13 protein-coding genes are annotated in these 22,600 nt (G+C 72.8%); 4 read left to right on the top strand and 9 right to left on the bottom strand.

The genetic code is table 11. The features are described from left to right. Window positions 1–20: 20 nt before the first annotated feature. On the bottom strand, window positions 21–1,400 hold the full coding sequence (locus tag QSK26_RS14590; protein WP_285775643.1) for a cation:dicarboxylate symporter family transporter: 1,380 nt from the start codon (window positions 1,398–1,400) through the stop codon (window positions 21–23). Window positions 1,401–1,520: 120 nt separating this feature from the next. On the opposite strand from QSK26_RS14590, the gene QSK26_RS14595 reads away from it, so the two are divergent. After that, the gene (locus QSK26_RS14595; protein ID WP_285775644.1) at window positions 1,521–3,341 is read left to right on the top strand and encodes a sensor histidine kinase; all 1,821 of its coding nucleotides are present in this window, start codon (window positions 1,521–1,523) and stop codon (window positions 3,339–3,341) included. Then, on the top strand, window positions 3,338–4,039 hold the full coding sequence (locus tag QSK26_RS14600; RefSeq protein WP_285775645.1) for a response regulator: 702 nt from the start codon (window positions 3,338–3,340) through the stop codon (window positions 4,037–4,039). Before QSK26_RS14595 ends, QSK26_RS14600 begins: the two co-directional genes overlap by 4 nt. A 137-nt stretch (window positions 4,040–4,176) precedes the next feature. Here the strand turns inward: QSK26_RS14600 and QSK26_RS14605 are convergent, their stop codons facing one another. Continuing rightward, window positions 4,177–4,410, bottom strand: coding sequence for a hypothetical protein (locus QSK26_RS14605; RefSeq protein ID WP_285775646.1), 234 nt, complete (start codon window positions 4,408–4,410; stop codon window positions 4,177–4,179). A 120-nt stretch (window positions 4,411–4,530) separates the two neighbouring features. Here QSK26_RS14605 and QSK26_RS14610 point away from each other — a divergent pair, with 120 nt between their 5' ends. After that, complete coding sequence (locus tag QSK26_RS14610) at window positions 4,531–8,034, top strand: AAA family ATPase (protein WP_285775647.1); 3,504 nt, start codon at window positions 4,531–4,533, stop codon at window positions 8,032–8,034. Window positions 8,035–8,144: 110 nt separating this feature from the next. On the opposite strand, the gene QSK26_RS14615 is transcribed toward QSK26_RS14610, so the two are convergent. From QSK26_RS14615 to QSK26_RS14640, 6 genes are all read right to left on the bottom strand, one after another. Next, window positions 8,145–9,701, bottom strand: coding sequence for a glycoside hydrolase family 13 protein (locus QSK26_RS14615; protein ID WP_285775648.1), 1,557 nt, complete (start codon window positions 9,699–9,701; stop codon window positions 8,145–8,147). A 47-nt stretch (window positions 9,702–9,748) separates the two neighbouring features. Then, window positions 9,749–10,732: a carbohydrate ABC transporter permease gene (locus QSK26_RS14620; RefSeq protein ID WP_285775649.1), complete on the bottom strand. Its 984-nt coding sequence runs from the start codon at window positions 10,730–10,732 to the stop codon at window positions 9,749–9,751. A 16-nt stretch (window positions 10,733–10,748) separates the two neighbouring features. Further along, window positions 10,749–11,531: a carbohydrate ABC transporter permease gene (locus QSK26_RS14625; protein WP_285775650.1), complete on the bottom strand. Its 783-nt coding sequence runs from the start codon at window positions 11,529–11,531 to the stop codon at window positions 10,749–10,751. Window positions 11,532–11,733: 202 nt separating this feature from the next. Further along, the gene (locus QSK26_RS14630; protein ID WP_285775651.1) at window positions 11,734–13,107 is read right to left on the bottom strand and encodes an ABC transporter substrate-binding protein; all 1,374 of its coding nucleotides are present in this window, start codon (window positions 13,105–13,107) and stop codon (window positions 11,734–11,736) included. 199 nt (window positions 13,108–13,306) lie between these two features. Then, a complete protein-coding gene (locus QSK26_RS14635) occupies window positions 13,307–14,332 on the bottom strand; it encodes a LacI family DNA-binding transcriptional regulator (RefSeq protein WP_352244325.1) in 1,026 nt (341 codons plus the stop codon). 366 nt (window positions 14,333–14,698) lie between these two features. Then, window positions 14,699–16,621, bottom strand: coding sequence for a Xaa-Pro dipeptidyl-peptidase (locus QSK26_RS14640; protein WP_285775652.1), 1,923 nt, complete (start codon window positions 16,619–16,621; stop codon window positions 14,699–14,701). Between the two features lie 339 nt (window positions 16,622–16,960). On the opposite strand from QSK26_RS14640, the gene QSK26_RS14645 reads away from it, so the two are divergent. Continuing rightward, the gene (locus QSK26_RS14645; RefSeq protein WP_285775653.1) at window positions 16,961–19,729 is read left to right on the top strand and encodes an AAA family ATPase; all 2,769 of its coding nucleotides are present in this window, start codon (window positions 16,961–16,963) and stop codon (window positions 19,727–19,729) included. Here QSK26_RS14645 and QSK26_RS14650 read toward each other — a convergent pair. After that, window positions 19,709–22,249: a HelD family protein gene (locus tag QSK26_RS14650; RefSeq protein ID WP_285775654.1), complete on the bottom strand. Its 2,541-nt coding sequence runs from the start codon at window positions 22,247–22,249 to the stop codon at window positions 19,709–19,711. The genes QSK26_RS14645 and QSK26_RS14650 overlap by 21 nt on opposite strands. Window positions 22,250–22,600 lie beyond the last annotated feature (351 nt).

The raw sequence follows: 22,600 nt of genomic DNA on the forward strand, positions 1-22,600 counted from the left end.
GGGGGCTGCGGCCCCCGGCCTCAGGCCTTGGCCATCTCCTCCGCCGGGCTGTCCTTCGCGGGCGGCCCGCTCTGGCCGTGTTCGTCCACCAGCGTGGCCTCGTCGAACGGGATCCGCCCGGCCAGGACCTCGCCGGCGCGCTCGGCGTCGAACTCCTTCGTCCAGGTGCCGATGAGCACCGTGGCCACGGCGTTGCCCGCGAAGTTGGTGAGCGCACGGGCCTCGGACATGAAGCGGTCGATGCCGACGATGAGGCCGACGCCGTCCACCAGTTCCGGCCGGTGCGACTGGAGGCCGCCGGCGAGGGTGGCGAGACCGGCGCCGGTGACCCCGGCGGCGCCCTTCGAGGCGATGATCATGAACACCAGCAGCGAGACCTGCTCACCGAGCGACAGCGGCTCGCCGGTGGCGGTGGCGACGAAGAGCGTGGCCATCGTCAGGTAGATCGCGGTGCCGTCCAGGTTGAAGGAGTAGCCGGTCGGGACCGTGATGCCGACCACCGGGCGGCTCACCCCGAGGTGCTCCATCTTCGCGATCAGCCTGGGCAGCGCCGACTCCGAGGAGGAGGTGGACAGGATCAGCAGGAACTCCCTGCCCAGATAGCGCAGCAGGGCGAACAGGCTGATCCTGGCCACCGACCAGAGCAGCGGCCCGAGGATCAGGAAGACGAACACCAGGCAGGTGGCGTAGAAGCCCACCATGAGCACGCCGAGGCTGATCAGCGCGCCCACGCCGGTGGCGCCCACCACGGCGGCCATCGCGCCGAACGCGCCCACCGGAGCCGCCCACATGATCATGGACAGGATGCGGAAGACGAGGCGCTGGATGTGCCCGATGCCGGCCAGGATCGGCGCGCCCTTGTCGCCCATGGCCTGCAGGGCGAAGCCCGCGAGCAGGGCGACCAGCAGGGTCTCCAGCACCTGCCCTTCGGTGAAGGCGGAGACCAGCGTGGTCGGGATGATGCCGAGGAGGAACGTGACGGTGTCGCTCTCCCCGCCCTTGGCCGCCTGCTCCTCGGCCGCCTTGCGGAGCTCGTCGGTGAGCTGCAGCCCCTCCCCCGGGTGCAGCACGTTCCCGACGACCAGCCCGATGGCGAGGGCTATGGTGGACATGAGCAGGAAGTATCCGATCGCCAGACCCCCCACCTTGCCCACCTTCGCCGCCTGGGCGACCGAGCCGATGCCCAGGACGATGGTGCAGAAGATGATCGGGCTGATCATCATCTTGATGAGGTTGACGAAGGCGTCGCCGAGCGGCTTGAGGGCGACGCCGAGGTCCGGGGCGAGCAGGCCCACCGTGATTCCGGCCAGCACCGCGACGATGACCGCAAGGTACAGGTAGTGCGTCCTGTCCCTGCGCCGGGGCTGTTCGGGTGTGGACGTGGGTGTGGGTGTCGTCACTCGACTCCCCTGTTCTGGTCAAGAAGAAAGTTCAGTCGAGTGACTATGCGCCGCCAGTGTGGGCCAGGTCACCATTGCGTACATTTCGTTCATCGCAAAAATGTCAGTGGGAGAAGTGAGATGGCGAGGACATTCCGGCTCAGCGGCTGGAGCCTGGCACGGCAGATGCTGGCGCTGCAGATCGTCGTCGTCGGGGTCACCGTGGCCGGCAGCTCCTTCTTCACCCTCCTGCACACCCGCGACCTGCTCACCGAGGAGGCGTCGCGGGTGGCGATGGGCGTGGCGATCAGCGTGGCCGACTCCCCCTCGGTGCTCACCGCGCTCGCCACGCCCGACCCGACGAAGACGCTGCAGCCGTACGCCGAGCGCATCCGCCGGCAGGCCGGCGTCGACTTCGTCACCATCATGAGCCCGCGGGGCCGCAGGTACACCCACCCCAACCCGGCCGAGATCGGCAAGCCCTTCCTCGGCAACACCGCGCCGGCCCTGGCGGGGCACACCTTCACCGAGACCTACTCGGGCACCCTCGGCCTGTCCGTCCGCGCCGTCACCCCGGTCCTCGCCCCGGACGGGGGCGTGCGCGGCCTGGTGAGCGCCGGGATCACCGTGGACACGATCAGCGCACGGCTGCGCGCGCAGCTCGGCATGGCGGCGGTGGCCGCGCTGATCGGCCTGGCCGTGGGCGGCGCCGGGGCGGTACTCGTCGGCACCCGGCTGCGCCGCCAGACGCACGGGCTGGCCGCCGCCGAACTCGGCCGGATCTACGAGCACCACGACGCGATCCTGCACGCCGTGCGCGAGGGACTGCTGCTCATCGACGCCGAGCGCCGGCTCACGCTGTGCAACGACGGCGCGCGGGACCTGCTCGGCCTGCCGCCGGACGCCGAGGGCAGGCACGTCGCCGGCCTGCCGCTGCCGCGCTCCCTCACCGACCTGCTCACGGCGGGCGAGGACCGCACGGACGAGATCCATCTCACCCAGGAACGGGTGCTGGTGGTGAACATGGCCGTGGTGCGTTCCGGCGCCCGCCGGCTGGGCTTCGTGGTGACGCTGCGCGATCACACCGAGCTCCAGGCGCTCAGCGGCCAGCTCGACGCCGTACGCGGCTTCGCCGAGTCCCTCCGTTCCGCCGCGCACGAGTCCGCCAACCGGCTGCACACCGTCGTCACCCTGGTCGAGCTGGGCCGTACCGAGCAGGCCGTGGCCTTCGCCACCTCCGAGCTGCACGCCGCCCAGCAGCTCACCGACCGGGTCGTCGGCGCGGTCCGCGAACCCGTCCTCGCCGCCCTGCTGCTCGGCAAGACGGCCGAGGCCAGCGAACGCGGCGTGGAGCTGTCCATCACGCCGGACAGCGAGCTGGACGACATCGGCCTGGACCAGCGCGACCTGGTCACCGTCGTCGGCAACCTGATCGACAACGCCATCGACGCCGCCGTGGGCGCGGGACCGCCCGCCCGGGTCCGCGTCCATCTGCGCGGCGGCGGGCAGCCCGCCGGGCCGCGTCCCGCAGGCGGCGACGGCGTGCCCGGCGAGATCCTGAGCGGCGACGGCGTGAGCGGCGAGATCCTGATCAGGGTCGAGGACAGCGGCCCCGGCCTCGGCGAGCAGGCCGCCAAGGACGCCTTCCGCCGCGGGTGGACCACCAAGGGCGACGGCCGCGGCCTCGGCCTTGCCATGGTCGGCCAGACCGTCCGCCGCCTCGGCGGCACCATCGAGGTCGGCACCACCGCCCCCGTCGGTGACCCGGATCGTCCGGGCGCGGGTGCGCCGGGTGGGGAGGGCGCCGGGCGCGGCGCGGTGTTCACCGTACGGCTGCCGCTGCCCCGCGCCACGGCGCGGCCCGCCGCCCAGCCGGCCGCCGGACAGGGCGCCGGACAGGGCGCCGGGCAGGACGACGGGCGGGTCAGCGGGCAGGGGGCCGGGGGGAGGGCGGTCACATGATCTCGGTACTGATCGTCGAGGACGAGGAGATCACCGCCGAGGGGAACCGGCTCTTCGTGGAACGGGTGCCCGGGTTCCGGGTCGTCGGCGTGACCCGTTCCGGCGGGGAGGCGCTGCGCGTCCTCCGCAAGCAGCCCGCCGACCTGGTGCTGCTCGACTTCTACCTGCCCGACATGCACGGGCTCGACGTGTGCCGGGCGATGCGCGCGGCCGGGGTGCTCAGCGACGTCATCGCGGTCACCTCGGCCAGGGACCTGTCGGTGGTGCGCTCGGCGGTCTCCGTGGGGGTCGTGCAGTACCTGCTCAAGCCCTTCACCTTCGCCGCGCTGCAGGAGAAGCTGCGCCTCTACGCGAGCTTCCGCTCCTCGGTGGACGGCGCGGGCGAGGTCAGCGGCCAGGGCGAGGTGGACCGGGCGCTCGCCCTGCTCCGCGACACCGCCAAGTCGCCGCTGCCCAAGGGGATGACGCAGGCCACGATGGAGGCGGTGGTCAGGGAGCTGCGCGGGTCGCCCGAGGGTATGCCCGCGCAGGCGGTCGGCTCGGCCATCGGCGTGTCCAGGGTGACCGCGCGGCGCTACCTGGAGCACCTCGTCGAGACCGGCACCGCCGCCCGGGTCCCGCAGTACGGCGGCGTGGGCCGCCCGGAACTGCTCTACCGCCTCGCCTCCGCCACCCCGGACCACGGCCTCCCCGACTGACCGTCGCGCAACCGCCACCCCGGACCACGGCCTGCCCGCGCGACCACCGCGCAACCGGTACTCAGGACCACGCCCTCCCCGAGTGACCACCGCGCAACCGGCGCCCCCGGCGACGACCTCCCCGGGGGGGCCGCCGCTCAGCCGCGCAGGCGGCGCCGGATCTCCCTGATGACCTCGAAGGTCACCTCCACCGGGATGCCCAGCATCTTGAGCACGGCGTTCTTGATCAGGCGTTCCAGCTCCAGCTCGTCCCGGCGGCGAAGGGCGTGCGCGAGCTCGCGCCGGTAGTCGGCGTCCTCCCGGGATCGCTGCTCCACCGCCCGGATGATCTCGTCGCTGGTCAACACGTGCTGGGTCCACCCTGTGCGCATCGGTCACCGATTGGAACCAAGTTCCACTTCGCGCCCTAATGTGGAGGGATATCCTTGCAATGACCTTGCGGGGGCCAGGGTTTCGACAGGTCAGACCATTCGAGCTGCATGGCGGTGCACGTGGCTGATTTCGAGATCCGAGTGCTCGGCGGAGTCGACATCGTGGTGGACGGCGAGGCGCAACGGCTTCCTCCCCAGGAGGCGAGGGTCCTGGCCATCCTGATCGCCTCCGGCAGGCATCCGGTGCGCAGGGAGACGCTGCTCGGCTGGGTGCTCGACGACGCCAGGGGGGACAGCGACCGCCTGTCGCCGGTCATCTCCCGATTACGCAAGAAACTCGGCCAGGCCGGGCTGGCGCTCAGCTCCGCCAAGGAGTCCGGGGAGTATCTGCTGCGCGACATCACCTCGGGTGAGCCGCCGGAGCAGGTGGACGCCTACCGGTTCGAGGCGCGGGTCCGCGAGGGCAGGGAGGCGGTCGCGGCGGGGGTGTACTGCCGCGCGCTGGAGTGCTTCCGGCTGGCCGCGGCCGACTGGCGCGGGACGCCCTTCGCCTCGGCGGGCAGGCCGCTCGCCCTGCCGTGGGTCTGCGACAGGTACGCCGAGCAGTTGCAGCGGCAGCGCGCCGAGTTGGTGCGCGGGGCCGCGCAGATCGCGTTGCGCTCCGGCGACTACGAGGCGGCCGGTTTCCTGGACGCCGGGCCGGTCGGCGACGACCAGGACCCCGGCGACGCCCTGTGGCTCATGCGCTTCCTGACGACCCTGCGGGACGAGGGGCCCGTCGCCGCGGAGGCCGCCATCGCCTGGCGCCGCGAGCGGACCGGCTACGACGACCTGGTCAAGCGGGCCGACGACCTGCTGATCCTGCACGACCACCACTTCGACGTGCACCATCCGCTGAGCCCGGCGCCGGGCCGTCCCCCCGCGGGCAGCCCCGCCACGACGATCGGCCGCCGCGGCGAGATCACCGCGATCGGCGGGCTGCTGGACCGGGTGGCGGGCGGCGCGCCCGCGGCGCTGGCGCTCACCGGCGTGGCCGGCGTCGGCAAGACCCGGCTGGTCGGCGAGATCTCCCGGATGGCCGCGGACCGGCGGCTGAGCACGGCGGTCGTCACCTGCCGGCCGGTCGGCGACCTGCAGCCGTGGCGGGTGCTGGCCGGGACGCTGTGGGCGCACGCGCGCCGCGACGTCGCGGGCGGGCCCAGCCCGCTCAGCCACGCCGAGGAGCGCACGCTGGTCGACTTCGTCTCCGCCGCCGACGACGGGTCGCTGGCCAGGCCCGGTCGCGAGCGCGACCCCCGGCAGCTCGGCTCGCTGTTCCGCGCGCTGCTGAGCCAGGCCGCCAGGGGCGGCGGGCTCGTCGTCGTGATCGACGACGCCCACCTGCTCAGCCCGGTCGCCCTGGACCTGCTGCGCAGGGTCCGCGCCGACCTGGCGGGCGTCCCGCTCGGCTTCGTCCTCGCCGGGCGGCCGGAGATGGAGTCCGCCACCGGCCTGGGCAGGGAGGGCGCCGCGCCGCTCGCGCTCAGCCCGCTGGACGAGGACGAGGTCGGCCAGTGGCTGCGCGCGGTGTGGCAGCGCGACCCGACGTTGGAGGAGCTGGCCGAGATCTACCGTGACTCCGGCGGGATGCCGCTGGCGCTGTGCGAGGTGGCCGAGTCGGACGGCTCGCTCGCCGTGCTGCCGGGGCCCTCGACGGAGGCGGGCGCGGGCGGGCCGCTGGAGTGGCTGGCCGCCGCCGCGATCACCTGCGTGGGCCAGGAGATCGACACCGCGCTGGTGGCCCGGGTGCTCGGCCTGGACGAGGCCGAGGCCGACGCCATGGAGGTCGCCGCGGTGGCCTCGCGGGCGGTCGAGCTGCGCGACGGGGTGCGGTTCCGGCACGACGCGTGGCGGGAGAAGGTGCTCGCCGACCTGGCCCGGCAGCCGGCGCTGTCCCGACGGCTGCACCGGGGGGCGTTCGAGTTGCTGGAGGAGCAGGCGCACGCGGCCGACTGGGTCGATCCGGCGCTGCCGGTGCGGGTCGCCAGGCACGCGCGCGCCGCGGGCGCGGAGGTCCCGCAGGAGCGCGCCGCCAGGGCGTGCCTGGAGGCGGCCCGCGCCGAGCAGCGCGGCTTCGGGCCCGCGGCCGCCGCCGCCTGGGCGGAGGAGGGCCTGCGGCTGCGCTCGGACCCGGCGACCCGGGTCGGCCTGCTGATCACCCTCGGCGACGCCACCAACGACGCCGGCGACATGAACGCGGCCGGCCGGCACTACCTCAGCGCCTACGAGGCCGCCGGCGAGCTGCCGCGGTTCCGCGCCGCCGCGGCGATCCAGCTCGCCCGCCGCTGGTCCGACCCCGGCCAGGTGGACCGCCAGCTCGCGCACGTGCTCAGGACCAGCATCGAAGGGCTGGCCGGCGACGACGGCGACCAGGCCGCGGCCCTGCGCCTCCAGCTCAGCGCCCATCTGGCGCAGAAGGCCACCATGTCGGTCAGCAGGGACACCGTGCCACCCGGCGACGACCGCGGCTCCGGCGCCGACCTGGCCCGCCGTACGCTGGCGGAGCTGACCTCGGCCTTCGCGCCCTCGGTGCGGTGCGAGGTGCTCAACCACTGCCGGTGGGCGCTGTACGACGACGCCCCGCCGCACGAGCTGCTGGTGATCTCCGAGCGGCTGCACGACGACGCCATCCGCGCCGGGTCGGCCTACTTCCGCAGCGAGTCGCTGGTCGCGCTGGCCATCGACCAGTTGCGGGTGGGCCGGGTGAACACCGCGGTGGCCACGATCGAGAAGCACCGGGGGCACATCGCCCAGCATCCCCGCCCGCTGGGCCTGTGGCTGCAGACCACCCTGGACTCGCTGCTCGATCTGTGGCTCGGCAGGTTCGCCGCCGCGGAGCAGCGGATCCTGGGCGAGGCGCTGCCGGTGGTGGAGAAGCTGGAGGCCGACCTGGCGGTGCCGTCGGACACCCTGCGGCAGACCTGGATGGGCCAGTTCTACTGGCTGCGGCGCGAGCAGGGGCGGTTGGAGGAGCTGTTCGACACCGGGGTGTCCGACCTGGTGGAACGGCACGCCTTCTTCCCGGTCTGGCGGGCCGCGCTGGTGCTCGCCTGCTGCGAGACCGGGCGGACGGACGAGGCGGTGGACCGGCTCACCGCGCTGGTGGCCGACACCGACGACCTGGCCGCCCTGCCGCCCTACGGCTGGACCACGGCGACCGTGGCGGTGCTCGCGGAGTCCTGCGCCCTGCTGGTGCGCGCCGGGGTCACCGGGGCCGGCCTGGCCGCGACGACCGCGCGGCTGCGCGAGCTGCTCGCCCCGCACGAGGACGGCATCGTCATGGCCGGCTGGCCGACCGTCCTGGTGGGGCCGGGGGCCAGGGCGGGCGGGCTGCTGGCGCTGGCCGCGGGGGAACCCGAGGAGGCGTCGCGGCTGTTCGGCAGGGCGATCCGGATCGCCGGCGCGGCTCCGGCCCAACTCGCCCGCCTCCGCGTCGACCAGGCCATGGCGTTACGCGCCCGCGGCGCGGACGGCGACCTCGTGGAGGCCGCCGGCCTGCTCCGCAGGGCGCAGGCCAGCGCCGAGGAGCTCGGCATGGCCCGGCTGGCCCAGCAGGCCAGGACCCTTCTCACCCACGACCGCTGACCGCGGCGGGAAGGGTGGAACCCCGCCGCCACCCTCCTTCGCGGAAGGTGGCGGCAGGGGCGTGGGACCCCGCAGGCCCGTACGGGAAGAGGACGTACGGGCAGCGGGGGTCAGCGGAGCCAGACCGCCGTGTCGGAAGGCAGGGTGCCGTCCTCGGCGAGCGGGTTGCTGGCGAGGAGGACCGACTCGTGCGGCGGCAGCCGTACCGGGTCGGCGCCGAGGTTGACGACGCAGATCAGGCCGGACTCGCGGGTGAAGGCGAGCACGTCCTGGCCGAGCTCCAGCCAGGTGAGGTCGCCGTCGCCGAGCAGTTCGGCACGGAGGCGCAGGGCGTCGCGGTAGAGGGTGAGCATGGAGGCCGGGTCGCCGTCCTGCGCCTGCGCGGTCAGCCCCGCCCAGCGGGCCGGCTGGGGCAGCCACGGGGTGCCGGTGCTGTAGCCGTACGGCGGCTCGTCGCCGGACCAGGGCAGCGGCACGCGGCAGCCGTCCCGGCCCGGGTCGGTGTGGCCCGACCGGGTCCAGATCGGGTCCTGGCGCAGCTCGTCGGGCAGGTCCTCGACCTCGTCCAGGCCGAGTTCCTCGCCCTGGTAGACGTAGAGGCTGCCGGGCAGCGCGGCCGCGAGCAGCGCGGCGGCGCGGGCCCGGCGCACGCCGAGCGCGTGGTCGGACGGCATGCCGAACTTGCGGTCGCCGTGGTCGAAGGACGTGTCCGGCCTGCCGTACCTGGTGACCGGGCGGGTCACGTCGTGGTTGGACAGGACCCAGGTGGGCGGCGCGCCCACCGGGGCGTGGGTGAGCATGGTGTCCTCGATGACCTTGCGCAGCGCCACCGGCTCCCACGGGCAGCCGAGGAAGGCGAAGTTGAACGCCGTGTGCATCTCGTCGGGACGCATGTACCGGGCGAGGCGCTCCTGGTCGGGCAGCCACACCTCGCCGATCAGGATGCGCTCGCCGTACTCGTCGGCCACCTGCCGCCAGGCCCGGTAGACGTCGTGCACGCCGTCGCGGTCGGTGTAGGGGTCCAGGCCGTCGGGCTCCGCGTCCGGGTCCTTGATCAGCAGGGCGGCGGAGTCGATCCGGATGCCGTCCACCCCCCGGTCGAACCAGAACCGCAGCACGTCGTGGAACTCCTCGACGACCTCGGGATTGTTCCAGTTGAAGTCGGGCTGCTCGGGGGCGAAGAGGTGCAGGTACCACTCACCGTCGGGCACCTGGGTCCAGGCCGGTCCGCCGAAGATCGACTGCCAGTCGTTCGGCGGCCCGTCCCCGTCGCCGGGGCGGAACCAGAAGCGCCCGCGCTCCGGCGAGCCGGGGCCGGCGGCCAGCGCCTGCCTGAACCACTCCTGCTGGTCCGACCCGTGGTTGGGGACGACGTCGATGATGATGCGGATGTTCGCGTCGTGCGCCTCCGCGATGAACTTCTCCGCCTCCGCCAGCGTGCCGAAGACCGGCTCGATGTCGCGGTAGTCGGCCACGTCGTAGCCGCCGTCGGCCATCGGCGAGGGATACCAGGGGTTGAGCCAGATCGCGTTGATCCCGAGCTCCGCGAGGTACGGCAGGCGTGCGCGCAGCCCGGCGAGATCGCCGATCCCGTCTCCGTTGCCGTCGGCGAAGCTCCGCAGGTACACCTGGTAGATCGCGGCTCCCCGCCACCACGTCTCGGGCATGCTGAACTCTCTCCTTCACTAGGACTGTGGTCGGCTGGCCGGCGGGATCAGCCTTTGAGGCTGCCCGCCGTCAGACCGGCCATGATGCTGCGCTGGAAGATGAAGAACACGATGATCGCCGGCAGGCTGGCGATCACCAGGGCGGCGATGAGGACGTTCTGCGGCATCTGCGCGGACAGCGAGGCGATGCCCACGCTGATCGACATCTTGTCGCTGTCCGGCAGCACGAGCAGCGGCCAGACGAAGTCCTTCCACACGGTCACCACCGAGAGGATGGAGACCACGCCGATGATCGGCCGGGAGACCGGCAGCACGATCGACCACAGGATCCGCAACGGGGAGGCGCCGTCGATCTGGGCGGCCTCCAGCAGCTCGCGCGGGATGGAGTCGAAAAACCGCTTGAGCAGGAAGATGAAGAACCCGTTGGCCGCCGCGGGCAGCCAGATCGCCCACGGCGTGTTCAGCAGGTCCCAGCCGAAGATCGGCACGTCCTTGACGGTGAGGTAGGCGGGCAACAGGATGACCATCGGCGGGATCATCAGGGTGGACAGCATCCCGGCCAGGACGAGCTTGCCGAGCACCGGGCGCAGCTTGGACAGCGCGTAGGCGGCGGACACGTCGATGACCAGGGTGATCAGCCATGCGCCGCCCGCGTAGATGAGCGTGTTGTAGAGGAACGTCCCCAGGTCGAGCTGGTCCCAAGCCTCCGCGTACACGCCGAAGTCGATCGAGGTGGGGAAGAAGCTGGGCGGGATCTGGGCCAGCTCCTCCGGCGTCTTGAGCGCGCCGGTCACCATCCAGTAGAGCGGGAAGACGAAGACGGCGGTGAAGCTCACCACCACGCCGATCAGGACGATCCAGTAGATCACCCGGCCGCGCGGGGTGGCCAGCGTGTGCGGCGAGACCACGGTGCGCACGCCGCGTGACGCGTCCTGCTTCTTCGGCCGGCTCCTGCGCCCGGCCGGGCGCTTCGCGTCCGGGTCCGGCGGGACGGTGTCCTGACGGCTCGGCTCCACGATGATGTTCGACATCGACACCCCTCCCTGGCTAGTTGTCGGTGTCCCGCGACACGCGCAGGTAGACGGCGGAGAAGACCATCAGCACGATCATGAGCATCAGGCCGAGCGCGCCGCCGCCCCCGAAGTCGCCGAAGTTGAAGGCGTACTGGTACATCAGGTAGGCGACCGTGACGGTGGCGTTCTCCGGTCCGCCGCCGGTCAGCAGGTAGGGCTCGATGAACACCTGCATGGTGGCCACGATCTGCAGCAGCAGCATCACCAGCAGGATCAGCCGGGTCTGCGGGATGGTGACGTGCCAGATGCGTTTGAACAGCCCGGCGCCGTCGAGCTCGGCCGCCTCGTAGAGCTCCCCGGGGATGCTCTGCAGCGCGGCCAGGTAGATCAGGGTGCCGGTGCCGAGGTTCATCCAGGTGGAGACGAGCACGAGGGAGAGCAGGGCGGTGCTGGTGGAGTCGAGCCAGGCCAGGGTGGGCAGGTGCACCGCGTCCAGCACCTGGTTGAACAGGCCCGCCCCCGGGTCGTAGAACCACTTGAACAGCAGCACGGCCACGGCCGGCGGGAGCATCACCGGCAGGTAGACCACGAAGCGCAGGTAGGCCCGCGCGTGCCGCAGCTCGTTGAGCACGATCGCGGCGAAGAACGGGATCACGTAGCCGACCAGCAGGGCCAGCCCGGTGAAGACCGCGGTGTTCACCCATGCCGTGACGAAGGTGGGGTCCGTGATCACGGTCCGGAAGTTGTCGAAGCCGACCCAGACGGGGGCGTCGACGAAGTTGTTCTGCTGGAACGACAGCAGAACCTCCCGGATCATGGGATACCAGGAGAAGAACGCGAAACAGATCAACGCCCCGCACAGGAATCCGTAGGCAGTCAGATTCCGGCGCACGCCCCGCCGTACCGTTCCCGGCTTCCGCCGCGTCCCCCGCACGCTTATCGCGCTCATCGAACGTTTCCCTTCGGACAGGACCGGCCCGGGGCGGCGGCCGGTCGGCCGCGCGCCCCGGGCCCGTGGATCACGGCCTCGCCAGCACCTGGTCGGCCTTGGTGGCCGCGTCGGCGAGGAGCTGGTCGATGTTCGCGTCCTGGCGGGTGAGGACGGCGGACATCGGGGTGTCCAGGATCGCGTAGAGCTCCTGCGCCTTCGGGGGCTCCAGCTTGTTGGTGGTCGACGGCAGGGCGTCGGTGTAGCCGGAGAAGTGCGTGAGCGGGACGCTGGACGACTCCGCGCGCAGCTTCAGGACCTCCTGGCCGGCCGGGGTGTCACCGTAGAGGTCGGGGAAGGGCAGCCCGACCGGACGGCCGCCGGCCTTGGCGCGGGCGTAGTTGAACTGGCCCTGGCCGGGAGTGAGGTTCTTGTACTCCAGCCACAGCAGACCGGCCTTGATCTGCTCGGGGGTGGCCTTGGGGTTGAACATGTAGCCGTCGCCGCCGCTGAGCGACACGGAGCTCTCGGGCAGCGCGGTGACGCTGTAGTCCTCGAACTTGCCGCTGAAGTCGTTGTTGACCTGCTGGATGACGTCGGGGGCGCCGATCATCATGCCGAGCTTGCCGCCGCCCATCATGCGCATCAGGTCTTCCCACTGGAGAAGCTGCTTGGTGCCCATGCTGTTGTCGGTCCAGCGCATGGTCTTCAGGTTCTCCAGGACCGCCTTGCCCTGCGGGCTGTTGAAGGCGGACTTCTTGCCGTCGGGCGTCACCATCTCGCCGCCGCGGCCGTAGAGGGAGGCGGCGAAGTGCCAGCCGCCGGTGTTGCCGGCGCTGTACTCGCCGAAGCCGACGTAACCCGCGCCCAGCCCGGCGATCTTCTTGGCGGCCTCGCGCACCTCGGCCCAGGTCTTGGGCGGCGCGTCCGGGTCGAGACCGGCCTGGGTGAACAGCGCGCGGTTGTAGACCAGGCCCGTGGAGTAGTTGTTCCTGGGCAGGCCGTAGACCTTGTCCCCGCTCTTGAAGACGTTGATGACGTCCGGGCGGATGTTCGCGTAGTTCTTGACGGTGCTCACGTAGGGCGTGATGTCAGCCGCCTGACCGGCGGCGATGATCTTCGCAGCGTCGGTGAAGTAGACGTAGTAGACGTCCTCCATCGTGCCGCCCGCCAGCTTCGCCTGGAAGGTGTCGGGGTTGATGCACGGGAAGGCGTCTTTGCTCTCGATCGTGATGTTCGGGTGCAGCTTCGTGAACGCCGCGACGTCCTCGTCCCACTCCTTGCGCTCGATCGGATTACTCTTGGGGGGCTGGCAGCCCACCGTGATCGTCACCTTCGCAGCCGCCTGCGAGCCCGACGGCGCCGCTTCGGGCGTCCCCTCGGAGTTCCCGCACGCTGCCGCCGACAACCCCATGCCGGTCACCAGGAGCAGGCCCAGGTTCCTGCGATAGAGCGATCTCCTCATCGATCCGACCCTTTCCTCTGCGGTACACCCCGTTCCTGTGGCCACACCCTAAGCATCCCGAACAAGTTTCTGCAATGTTTCGACAGATGATTGCAAGATAACGACTCAGTCACGTCGATCACACAGGGTGAGGACCGGACCGCGAAGAAGGGGCGGGACCCCTGGTCCCGCCCCTTCTTCCACGCCGTCCCGCCGGGTCTCAGCGCCCGACGGGCTGCCGCTCCCTGGCCGGCGCGGTGGACGCGCGCACCACCAGCTCGGGCTCGAAGAGCAGCTCGTCGCCCGGCACCACGGCCTTGTCGATCTGCGCGACCAGCAGGTCAACCGCCGCCCGGCCCATCGCGTCGATCGGCTGGCGCACGGTGGTCAGCGGCGGGTCGGTGCAGTTCATCAGCGCGGAGTCGTCGTAACCGATCACCGACACGTCCTCGGGCACGCTCAGGCCCGCCCGCCGCGCCGCCCGGATCGCGCCCAGCGCCAGCACGTCGCTCGCGCACACGATGCCGGTCACGCCGCGCCGGACCAGCCGGGCCGTCGCCGCGTGGCCGCCCTCGATGGAGAACATCGTCCGCTCGACGAACTCCGCCTCCACCCGCACGCCGTTGCTCGCCGCCCGCTGGCTGAACGCCTCCAGCTTGCGCGCCGAGGGCACGTGGTCCGGCGGGCCGAGCACCATGGCGATCCGCTCGTGGCCGAGCGAGAGCAGGTGCCCCAGCGCCATCTCGGCGGCCACCACGTCGTCGCAGGAGACCTGCGGGAAGCGCAGGTGCTCGACCGCGGCGTTCACCAGCACGGTGGGCAGCCGCCGCTCCAGCAGCCGCTCGTAGTGGCCGTGCGAGGCGTCCGCCTGGGCGTAGAGACCGCCGGCGAAGACCACCCCGGAGACCTGCTGCTGCAGGAGCAGGTCGACGTACTCGGCCTCGGAGACGCCGCCGACGGTGCGGGTGCACAGCACGGAGGTGAAACCCTGCTGGGCGAGGGCGCCGCCGACCACCTCCGCGAAGGCGGGGAAGATCGGGTTGGCGAGCTCGGGCAGCACCAGTCCCACCAGCCGGGCACGGTCGCCGCGCAACTGTGTGGGCCGCTCGTAACCCAGCACGTCCAGCGCGGTCAGCACCGCCTCGCGGGTCGCCTCGGACACGCCCGGCTTGCCGTTCAACACCCGGCTCACCGTCGCCTCGCTGACCCCGACCTTCCTGGCCACCTCTGCAAGCCGTCGCGTCATGGCGCAAATTATACGCAGCAGCCGTAAGTTGTTGCACCCCACTTGCGTCGCCGCCTACAGGCGCCTTTCGCTGATCCGGGGTCGCAGGGCCGCTCGGGACGGTTCTGTGGAACGTTCCGGGACCGATCTGAGCAGGATCGCGAGGATTCCCCAATGGCGCTGCGCATATTTGCGCAACGCGGTCGAAACATTGCGGCTAACTCAACGTCATCTGCCTTGTGTCCGCCGTCCCACGGATCTGGTCCCGACGGTCCTGACAGTCTTCCTCGCGAGCGGTGAATCCGCGCGTTTCGGCTCGCGGTCCGCCGCCGGACAGCACGACGCGCCCGGAGGGAGCTTCCTCCGGGCGCGCGTGACCATTCGTGACTAGTACAGCCTGGACTGCGGAACCGGCAGGTCGACCTTCGCCGGGCCGCGCCAGCCGCCGCGCTTCTTCAGGTCGAACGGCAGGCCGGCGACCAGCGGCACGTCCACCTTGCTCCGGGCCAGGTCGACGGTGACCACGGCCCCGGTGGCGGGCTCGGCGCTCCGGCTGGAGTTCGTGCCGGCCAGCACCAGGCCGAGCCGGTGCCCCTTCTTGAAGGTGTAGTCCTGCGGCAGGGTCTGCCAGCGGACCTGGGCGAACTGCCCGGCGGGCAGCGGCTTGGACTCGGTCAGCGAGTCGCGGTTCTGCACGTCGACGAAGCCGCGGGCGACGATCTCCAGCGGCCGTTCGGCCACCCGGGTCGCCGTCGTGCGGTAGCAGCCGTCGTCGGTGGCGACGGCGTCACCGTGGCAGCTCTCCTCGGTCAGCGTGGAGATGCCGCCGCCGACCCGCCAGTCCACCCGGGACGAGGTGCCGAAGTCCACCAGCAGGGCGGTCAGGTTGGCGGTCGGCTTGTCCAGCGCCACCCGCAGGTCCACCGTCGGCGTCCCGGACAGCCGCAGGTCCAGGGGCAGCTCGCCGGTCACGTAGGCCAGCCGGCCCGGCTTGACCACGTCGGCGTCGGCGACCATCGCGTCCTCCGACTGCCGCACGTCGGTGAAGGTGGCGGTGGTGCCCCTCCGTTCCGGCAGCAGGCCGAGCGTGCCGTCCGAGTCCGGGCGGAACGGCACGGTGACCGCCTGCGGGGCCGGCCAGTCCCGCTGGGTGATCCAGGTGGTCGCGTCGATCTGCACGTCGGCCCGCGGCTCCTGCATGATGCCGTTCCGCACGCCGTACAGCCAGTAGTCGAACCAGCGGTGCAGCGTGTCCACCCACTCGTCCCTGCGGAAGTCGAACGGGTCCACGTGCTCGTACTGGCCGATCCACACCTTGCGCGGGACGTTGCGGTCGCCCAGCGCCTTCCACCAGGTGGAGAAGTGGTCCGGCTTGACGTTCATGTCGTTGACCGTGTGCACCGCGAAGACGCTGGCGCGCACCTTCGACGCCTGGGCGACGGTGCCGTGGATGTAGTCGCGCTCGGCCCAGAAGGCGTTGTAGTTGCCGGTGTCGTCGCCGTCCTCGGCGTCCATCCTGGCCCGTACGGCGGCGCACTTCTCCACCGGGTCGGTGTCCACGACGTTGGACAGGTAGGAGGCGTAGTTGAAGTTGTAGACGACGCCGTTGCTGCGCTGGTAGCGGTACCACGTGCTGATCGCGGAGATCGGGACGATGGTCTCCAGGCCGCGCACGCCGGTGGCGGCGACGGCGTTGGCCAGCGTGCCGTCGTAGGACTTGCCGATCATGCCGGCCTTGCCGCTGCTCCAGGTCGCGGAGACCGGGGAGCCGTCGGGGCCGAAGGCGCGGGCCCGGCCGTTCAGCCAGTCGATGACGGCCTTGCCGCCGAGGACGTCGGCCGGTCCGCCGGTGTCGGGGCAGCCGTCCGACTTGGTGGTGCCGATCATGTCCACGTTCAGGACGGCGTAGCCGCGCGGGACGAAGTAGTTGTCGTAGAACAGCGGGAACTTCACCGGGTTGCCCGCTTCGTCGTAGACCTTGCGCTCGGCCTCGTTGCCGCGTCCGGAGTTGTCGTAGTAGGGGCTCTCGTCGATGATCGCCGGCACCTTGAGCCCGGGGCCGGACTCCCTGGGCCGGATGACGTCCACCCTGACCCGGTCGTTCGCGCCGTCGCCGTCGCTGTCGACGCTCGACTCGACGTACACGTATTCCCTGATGGCGTCGGCATAGGAGAACACCGGCTGGGTGCGTCCCTGCTCGATCCTGATGGCCGGTTCGGCCGTCGCCCGCGCCGGCTGGGTCACGGTCGCGACCAGGACCAGGGCGGCCGACAGGGTCCCTAAGACCCGTCGTCGTCGCGAATTGAGCACGCAAATCCTCCTGAACTGGCCATGAATGGGCGGTAGACGTGACAGATGAGGAAAAGCGTCCGCAATGTCTCATGTGAAGCGCCCTGGGGGGCAAGATCCTTTATGGCTTCTTCACCCGGTTGACGCTCCGGCGTGACGCGCCGGGCGCCACGGGACAGTGGCATAGGAGTCGCATAGGAGTCGCGGGAGAGTCGTCGGAGAACGGCGGGAAAGGATCGCGCATCGGTGAATTCACCGGCCGCCCGGACCGCCGCCGCGGGCGCGGGAGGGCACCGCCGCAGTCCACCCGCCGGTATATGGGCCTTCCGCGGGCGGACATGACGGCGTAACACTTGAAGCGTGTCGCCCCAGCCCGAAGGCTCCCGTGCCGCACCGGCGATGCCGCCGCGCGGGCGGGACGCCGAACGGGAGACCGTGCGCGAGATGATCGGCGGCGCGCGGGCGGGTCACGGCTCGGCGCTGCTGCTGACCGGGGCGACCGGCATGGGCAAGACCACGATGCTCGGCGTCGCCGCCGAGGACGCGACCGGCTGCACCGTGCTGCGCGCGGTGGGCGCGGAGGCGGAGACCGGCATCCCGTTCGCCGGGCTGCACGCGCTGCTCCGCCCGGTCGCGGGCCACCTCGGCGAACTGCCGCCCGCCCAGGCCGCCGCGCTCGGCGAGGTGCTGGACGCGGGCGGCGGACGCAACGGCCTGCCTCTGCGCGCCGCGGTGCTCGGCGTCCTCGCCGCCGCCGCCCGCCGCCGGCCGGTGCTCGCCTGCGTGGACGACGTCCACCTCTTCGACCGGGAGAGCCGCGAGGCCCTCTTCTTCGCCGCCAGGCGGCTCGGCGGCGACCGGGTCGCGCTCCTCTTCGCCGGGCGGGAAGGCGGCGGCCCGCGCCTCCCCCGCTCCGCCGGGCTGCCCGAACTGCCGCTCGGCGCCCTCGGCGACGACGCCTGCCACGCCCTCCTCCAGGACGCCGCGCCCGGCGGCCTGCCCGCCGACGTGCGCGCCCCGCTGGTCCGGCTCGCCGCGGGCAACCCGCTGGCCCTGATCGAGCTCGCCGGGGCGCTCACCCCCGAGCAGCGGTCCGGGGACGCGCCGCCGCCGGAGTCGCCGCCCCGGCACGGGCGGCTGTGGCGCGCCCACGCGCACACCCTCGCCCGGCTTCCCGGCCCCACCAGGCGGATCCTGCTGCTCGTCGCGGCCGACCCGGAACTGGAGACCGACACCCTCCTGCGCGCGGCCGACCCGCAGGACGCGCTGGCCGCCCTCGAACCGGCCGAGGCCGAGGGGATCACCGAGATCTCCGGACGGCGGATCGGCTTCCACGACGCGCTGATCCGCCCGGTGGTCTACCAGGAGGCGTCCCTCGCCCAGCGGCGCGCCGCCCACCGCGTGCTGGCCCGGGTCCTCGACCACGACCAGCACCGGCTGCGCAGGGCCTGGCACCGGGCCGCCGCGCTGGACGGGCCGCACGAGGAGCTGGCCGACGAGCTGGACGCCGCCGCGGCGCGGGCCCGCGACCACGGCGGCTACCTCGACTCCTCACGCGCCTTCGAACGCGCGGCCGAGCTCACCGCCGGGCACACGGCCAAGGCGTCCCGGCTGGCCGCCGCGGCGTACGACGCCTGGCTCGCCGGCCGGCCGCAGCGCACCAGGGTCCTCCTCGCCCGGCTGCACCCCTTCACCACCTCCGAGCCGCTGCGGGTGCGCGCCGAGCTCATCCACGGCAACCTGGAGCTGCGCGGCGGCGAGACCAGCCACGCCCGCGACGAGCTGCTGAACGCCGCCGAGTGGCTGCTCGACCGGGACCGGGCGCTCGCCGTACGGGCGCTGCTGCGGGCCGGCGAGGCCAGCTACCTCGCCGGGGACCACCAGCGCTACCTCGCCATCGCGCGGTACGCCGCCGCGCTCCGCCGCCCGGACGACCCGGCCGCCACCCAGCTCGTGTTCGAGCACCTGGACGGCCTCGCGGCGACCTTCCGCGGCGAGCACGACAAGGCGGCGGGGCCGCTGCGCCGGGTGCTGGAGCTGGCCGCCCGCGTGCGCCAGCCGGCCGAGCTGATGCGGGCCGGCATCGCGGCCCTGATGCTCGGCGAGGACGCCCAGGCGCTGGCGCTGTCCACCAGGGCGGTGGAGACGGCGCGGGCGCGCGGCGCGGCGGCGACGGTGCCGCACGCGCTGGAGTCCCTGATCAACGCCGAGCTGTGGATGGGCCGCTACGCCGCGGTCACCGCGCACGCGCTGGAGGGGTTCCGGCTGGCGAACGAGACCGGCCAGCGCAACAGCGCCGCGCAGCATCTCGGCTGGCTCGCGCTGATGGCGGCGATCCAGGGCGAGGAGGAGGAGTGCCGGGTCCGCGCGGCGTCCGCGATCGAGCTGGCCGGGGCGCACGGCCTGGGGATCGCCGGGGCGCTCGGCAACTGGGCGCTCGCCTGTCTGGAGCTCTCCCGGGGCAACACCGCGGACGCCGCCAACCGGCTGCGCAACGCGACCTGGTCCGCCTCCGGCAACGGCCACCTGGTGGTCCAGGTGATGGCGACCCCGCACTTCGTGGAGGCGGCCGTGCGCACCGGCGACCGGGACCGGGCCGAGGCGGAGCTGCGGGTGCTCGACCGCTGGGTGAGCAGCACGCGCAGCCCGGACCGGCACGCCCTCGCGGCCCGCTGCCGGGCCCTGCTGGCCCCCGCCCGCGAGGCCGAGTCACACTTCAGGGACGCGATCGAGCTGCATCGCAAGGGGTCGTGCGAGTTCGAACTGGCCAGGACGCAACTGCTCTTCGGCGGCGCCCTGCGCAGGAGCCGCCGTCCCGGCGCCGCCCGCGAGCACCTGCACGGCGCGCTGACCACCTTCGAGCGGCTCGACGCCCGGCTGTGGGCCGAGCAGGCGCGCGGCGAACTGCGCGCCTCCGGCGAGGCCGTACGGCCGCGCGCCCGGCGACCGGTCAGGGAGCTGACCGCCCAGCAGCTCCAGATCGCCCGGATGGTCGCCGGCGGCGCCACCAACCGCGAGGTCGCCGCCCAGCTCTTCCTCAGCCCGCGCACCGTCGAGCACCACCTGCGCAACGTCTTCGCCCGGCTGGACATCCGCTCCCGGGTGGAACTAGCCCGCCTCTTCTCCTGACCCGCCGCCCCCTCCCCCTCCCCGGACAGGAGAGCGGACACCGTCGTCCTCTCCTCCTCCCACGCCCCGGACGGGAGAGCGGAGACCGCCGCCCCCTCCCTCTCCCCGGACCGGGAGGGCGGAGAAGAAGGCCGGTGGGGAGCCGGGGTGGAGGATGCCGAGGCGGCGGGTCGGGCGGGTGAGGGCCACGTAGAGGTCGTTGAGGCCGCGGGGGGATCCGGCCACGATCCCGGCGGGGTCCACGACGATCACCACGTCGAACTCCAGGCCCTTGGCACGGCGGACGTCGAGCACCACGACCGGGCGTTCCAGGTCGGCGTGGTCGCCGGCCGAGGCGTCCGGCAGCGTGGCGACGATCTCCGCCGCCAGCCCGGCCAGCCGTCCCGCGGGCACGATCACCGCCAGCCGACCCTCCCCGAGCCCGGCCGCCTCACAAGCGACCACCTCAGCCACCGAACCCGCCGAACCCTCCGAACCCGGGGCACCCTGCGCACCCGAAGCACCCGAAGCACCCGAAGCACCCGAAGCACCCGAAGCACCCGAAGCACCCGAAGCACCCGGATCATCCAGCGAACCCGGTGCCCCTGCTGACCACCCCGGTGAACCCGGGGAGACGCGGGTGCGCCAGGGGACGGTGCCGGTGGCGCGGACCGGGCGGGGCGGGGTGAGGGCCGGGTCGAGGGCGGCGAGGACGCCGGCGGCGACGGCGGCGATCTCGGCCGGGACGCGGTAGTTGACGTTCAGCCGGGCGAGCCGCCACCGGTCGCCCAGGTGCGGGCCGAGGACCTCGTGCCAGGACGACGCGCCCGCCGGGTCGCCGGTCTGGGCCACGTCGCCGACCAGCGTCATCCACCGGCCGGGGCATCGCCGCATCAGCACCCGCCAGGCCATCGGGGACAGCTCCTGCGCCTCGTCCACGATCACGTGGCCGAAGCTCCAGGTGCGGTCGGCCGCCGCCCGTTCGGCCGCGGTCCTGGTGTCCGCCTCCTCGTGCCGCTCGGCCAGCCGCTCCGCGTCCACCAGGTCGGCGGCGGTGAGGACCTCGGCGGGCTGCCCGTCCTCCAGGTCGGTGGACCGGGAGCCGCGGGAGATGTCCAGCACCCCCCTGGCGTACGCGATCCGCCGCAGCCGCCGGAGCCGGTCCGTCTCCTCGGCGGCCGTGGTGTCCTCGCCGAGCAGTTCGGCGGCCTCGTCCAGCAGCGGCACGTCCGCGGGGCTCCACCCTCCGCCGGGCTCGCGGCGCAGCAGGCCGCGCTCGGCCGGGGTGAGGCCGGGCGCGGCCGAGGCGAGCCGCTCCGGCGCGGCGAAGAGGTCCCCGAGCAGCCGCTCCGGCGTGAGCACCGGCCACAGCTCCTCGAACGCCCGCCGCACCCCCGCGTCCGCGCGCAGGTCGTCACGGATGAGGTCGAGGTCTGCCTCGGTGAGCAGGCCGGCGCCGAGCCGGTCGGCGACCTGGCGGGCGAGGACGGCCACGATCTCGCCGGCCGCGATCGGCGCGGCCTGGTTGTGGGTGCGGCCCTCGTCGCCGGGCAGCATGGACCGCCTGGCCGTATCCCTCGCCCGCAGGCAGTCGGCCCGGTCCAGCCGCAGGGTCATGTCGCCCGCGACCACCTCCAGCCCGTCGGCGGGCACGTGCTGCCGGTCCCGTACGGCGGCGGCCAGCACCTCCGCCATGACCGCCCTGCCCTTGATCTCGACGACCTCGGGCGCCTCCTCGCGGCGGGCGGTGACACCGGGATACAGCTCGCCCACGGTGGCGAGCAGCACGCCGGTCTCGCCCAGCGAGGGCAGCACCTGCCCGATGTAACGCAGGAAGGCGGCGTTCGGCCCGACGATCAGCACGCCGCGCCGGGCGAGGACGTCCCGGTACGTATAGAGCAGGAAGGCGGCCCGGTGCAGGGCCACGACGGTCTTGCCGGTGCCGGGACCGCCCTCCACCACGAGCACGCCGCGGTGCTCGCTGCGGATGATCCGGTCCTGTTCGGCCTGGATGGTCTCGACGATGTCCCCCATCCGCCCGGTACGGCCGGCGTCCAACGCGGCCAGCAGCGCGGCCTCCCCGCCGAGCCCCTCCCCCTGCCCGGCGGCCCCGTCGAGGATCTCGTCGCCGATCGCGACCACGGTCCTGTTCCGCGTCCTGATGTGCCTGCGCCGCCGCACGCCGTCCGGGGCGGCGGCGGTGGCCAGGTAGAAGGGACGGGCGGCGGGGGCCCGCCAGTCGACGAGCAGCGGCTCGTACTCCTCGTCGTGCAGGCCGACCCTGCCGATGTGCCGGTGTTCGCCGTCGCGCAGGTCGAGGCGGCCGAAGCAGAGCCCGTTCTCGGCGGCCCGCAGCGCGGCGAGCCGCCCGGTGTGACGGGCCGCGGCGGCCTCCCGCTCGGCCCGCGCCTGGTCCGTGCCCTCCGGGTCGGCGAGGACCGCGGCCAGCCGGCCCGCCACCTCCTCCGTCAGCTCGTCCAGCCTGGCGTACAGGGCGCTGACGTACTCGCGTTCCTCGGCGATCCCCTCGGGGTTTGACACTTGGGTTCCCCCATGAGACAATAGAGTTAGGAGAGGTCTTAGATGTTTTTGTGATAAGAAGGCATCCTAACGCCCTCCCTTCTCCGCTGCCAGTCCGCGGTGTCACCGCGTGAGGGCGATGCGCATCCGCCAGACCCGCCGTGGAAATCCCCTGCGCGCCGCGCCGCAGGTCGCCCGCTCCGGCCGCCCACTCGACGACGCTCCCGCCCGCCGGTCCCCCCGCCGCCACCCCAGACCGCGGCCGAAGCGGCGGTCAACCGCTCGGGCGACGGCCCGACGTACCGGGAACGGGCCCCGCGGTGGTTCGGCGGGGCCCGTTCCGGGTCGGTGGATCAGGTTGAGGGGCGGTGG

The sequence above is a fragment of the Microtetraspora sp. NBRC 13810 genome (genome assembly GCF_030268685.1).
Classification (GTDB): domain Bacteria; phylum Actinomycetota; class Actinomycetes; order Streptosporangiales; family Streptosporangiaceae; genus BSRQ01.

What these genes read in the sequence shown, in the direction of transcription:
- QSK26_RS14595 (WP_285775644.1), top strand. Translation starts at nt 1,521, where the DNA reads ATGGCGAGGACATTCCGGCTCAGCGGCTGGAGCCTGGCACGGCAGATG.
- QSK26_RS14600 (WP_285775645.1), top strand. Translation starts at nt 3,338, where the DNA reads ATGATCTCGGTACTGATCGTCGAGGACGAGGAGATCACCGCCGAGGGG.
- QSK26_RS14605 (WP_285775646.1), bottom strand. Translation starts at nt 4,410, where the DNA reads ATGCGCACAGGGTGGACCCAGCACGTGTTGACCAGCGACGAGATCATC.
- QSK26_RS14615 (WP_285775648.1), bottom strand. Translation starts at nt 9,701, where the DNA reads ATGCCCGAGACGTGGTGGCGGGGAGCCGCGATCTACCAGGTGTACCTG.
- QSK26_RS14620 (WP_285775649.1), bottom strand. Translation starts at nt 10,732, where the DNA reads ATGTCGAACATCATCGTGGAGCCGAGCCGTCAGGACACCGTCCCGCCG.
- QSK26_RS14625 (WP_285775650.1), bottom strand. Translation starts at nt 11,531, where the DNA reads ATGATCCGGGAGGTTCTGCTGTCGTTCCAGCAGAACAACTTCGTCGAC.
- QSK26_RS14630 (WP_285775651.1), bottom strand. Translation starts at nt 13,107, where the DNA reads ATGAGGAGATCGCTCTATCGCAGGAACCTGGGCCTGCTCCTGGTGACC.
- QSK26_RS14635 (WP_352244325.1), bottom strand. Translation starts at nt 14,332, where the DNA reads ATGACGCGACGGCTTGCAGAGGTGGCCAGGAAGGTCGGGGTCAGCGAG.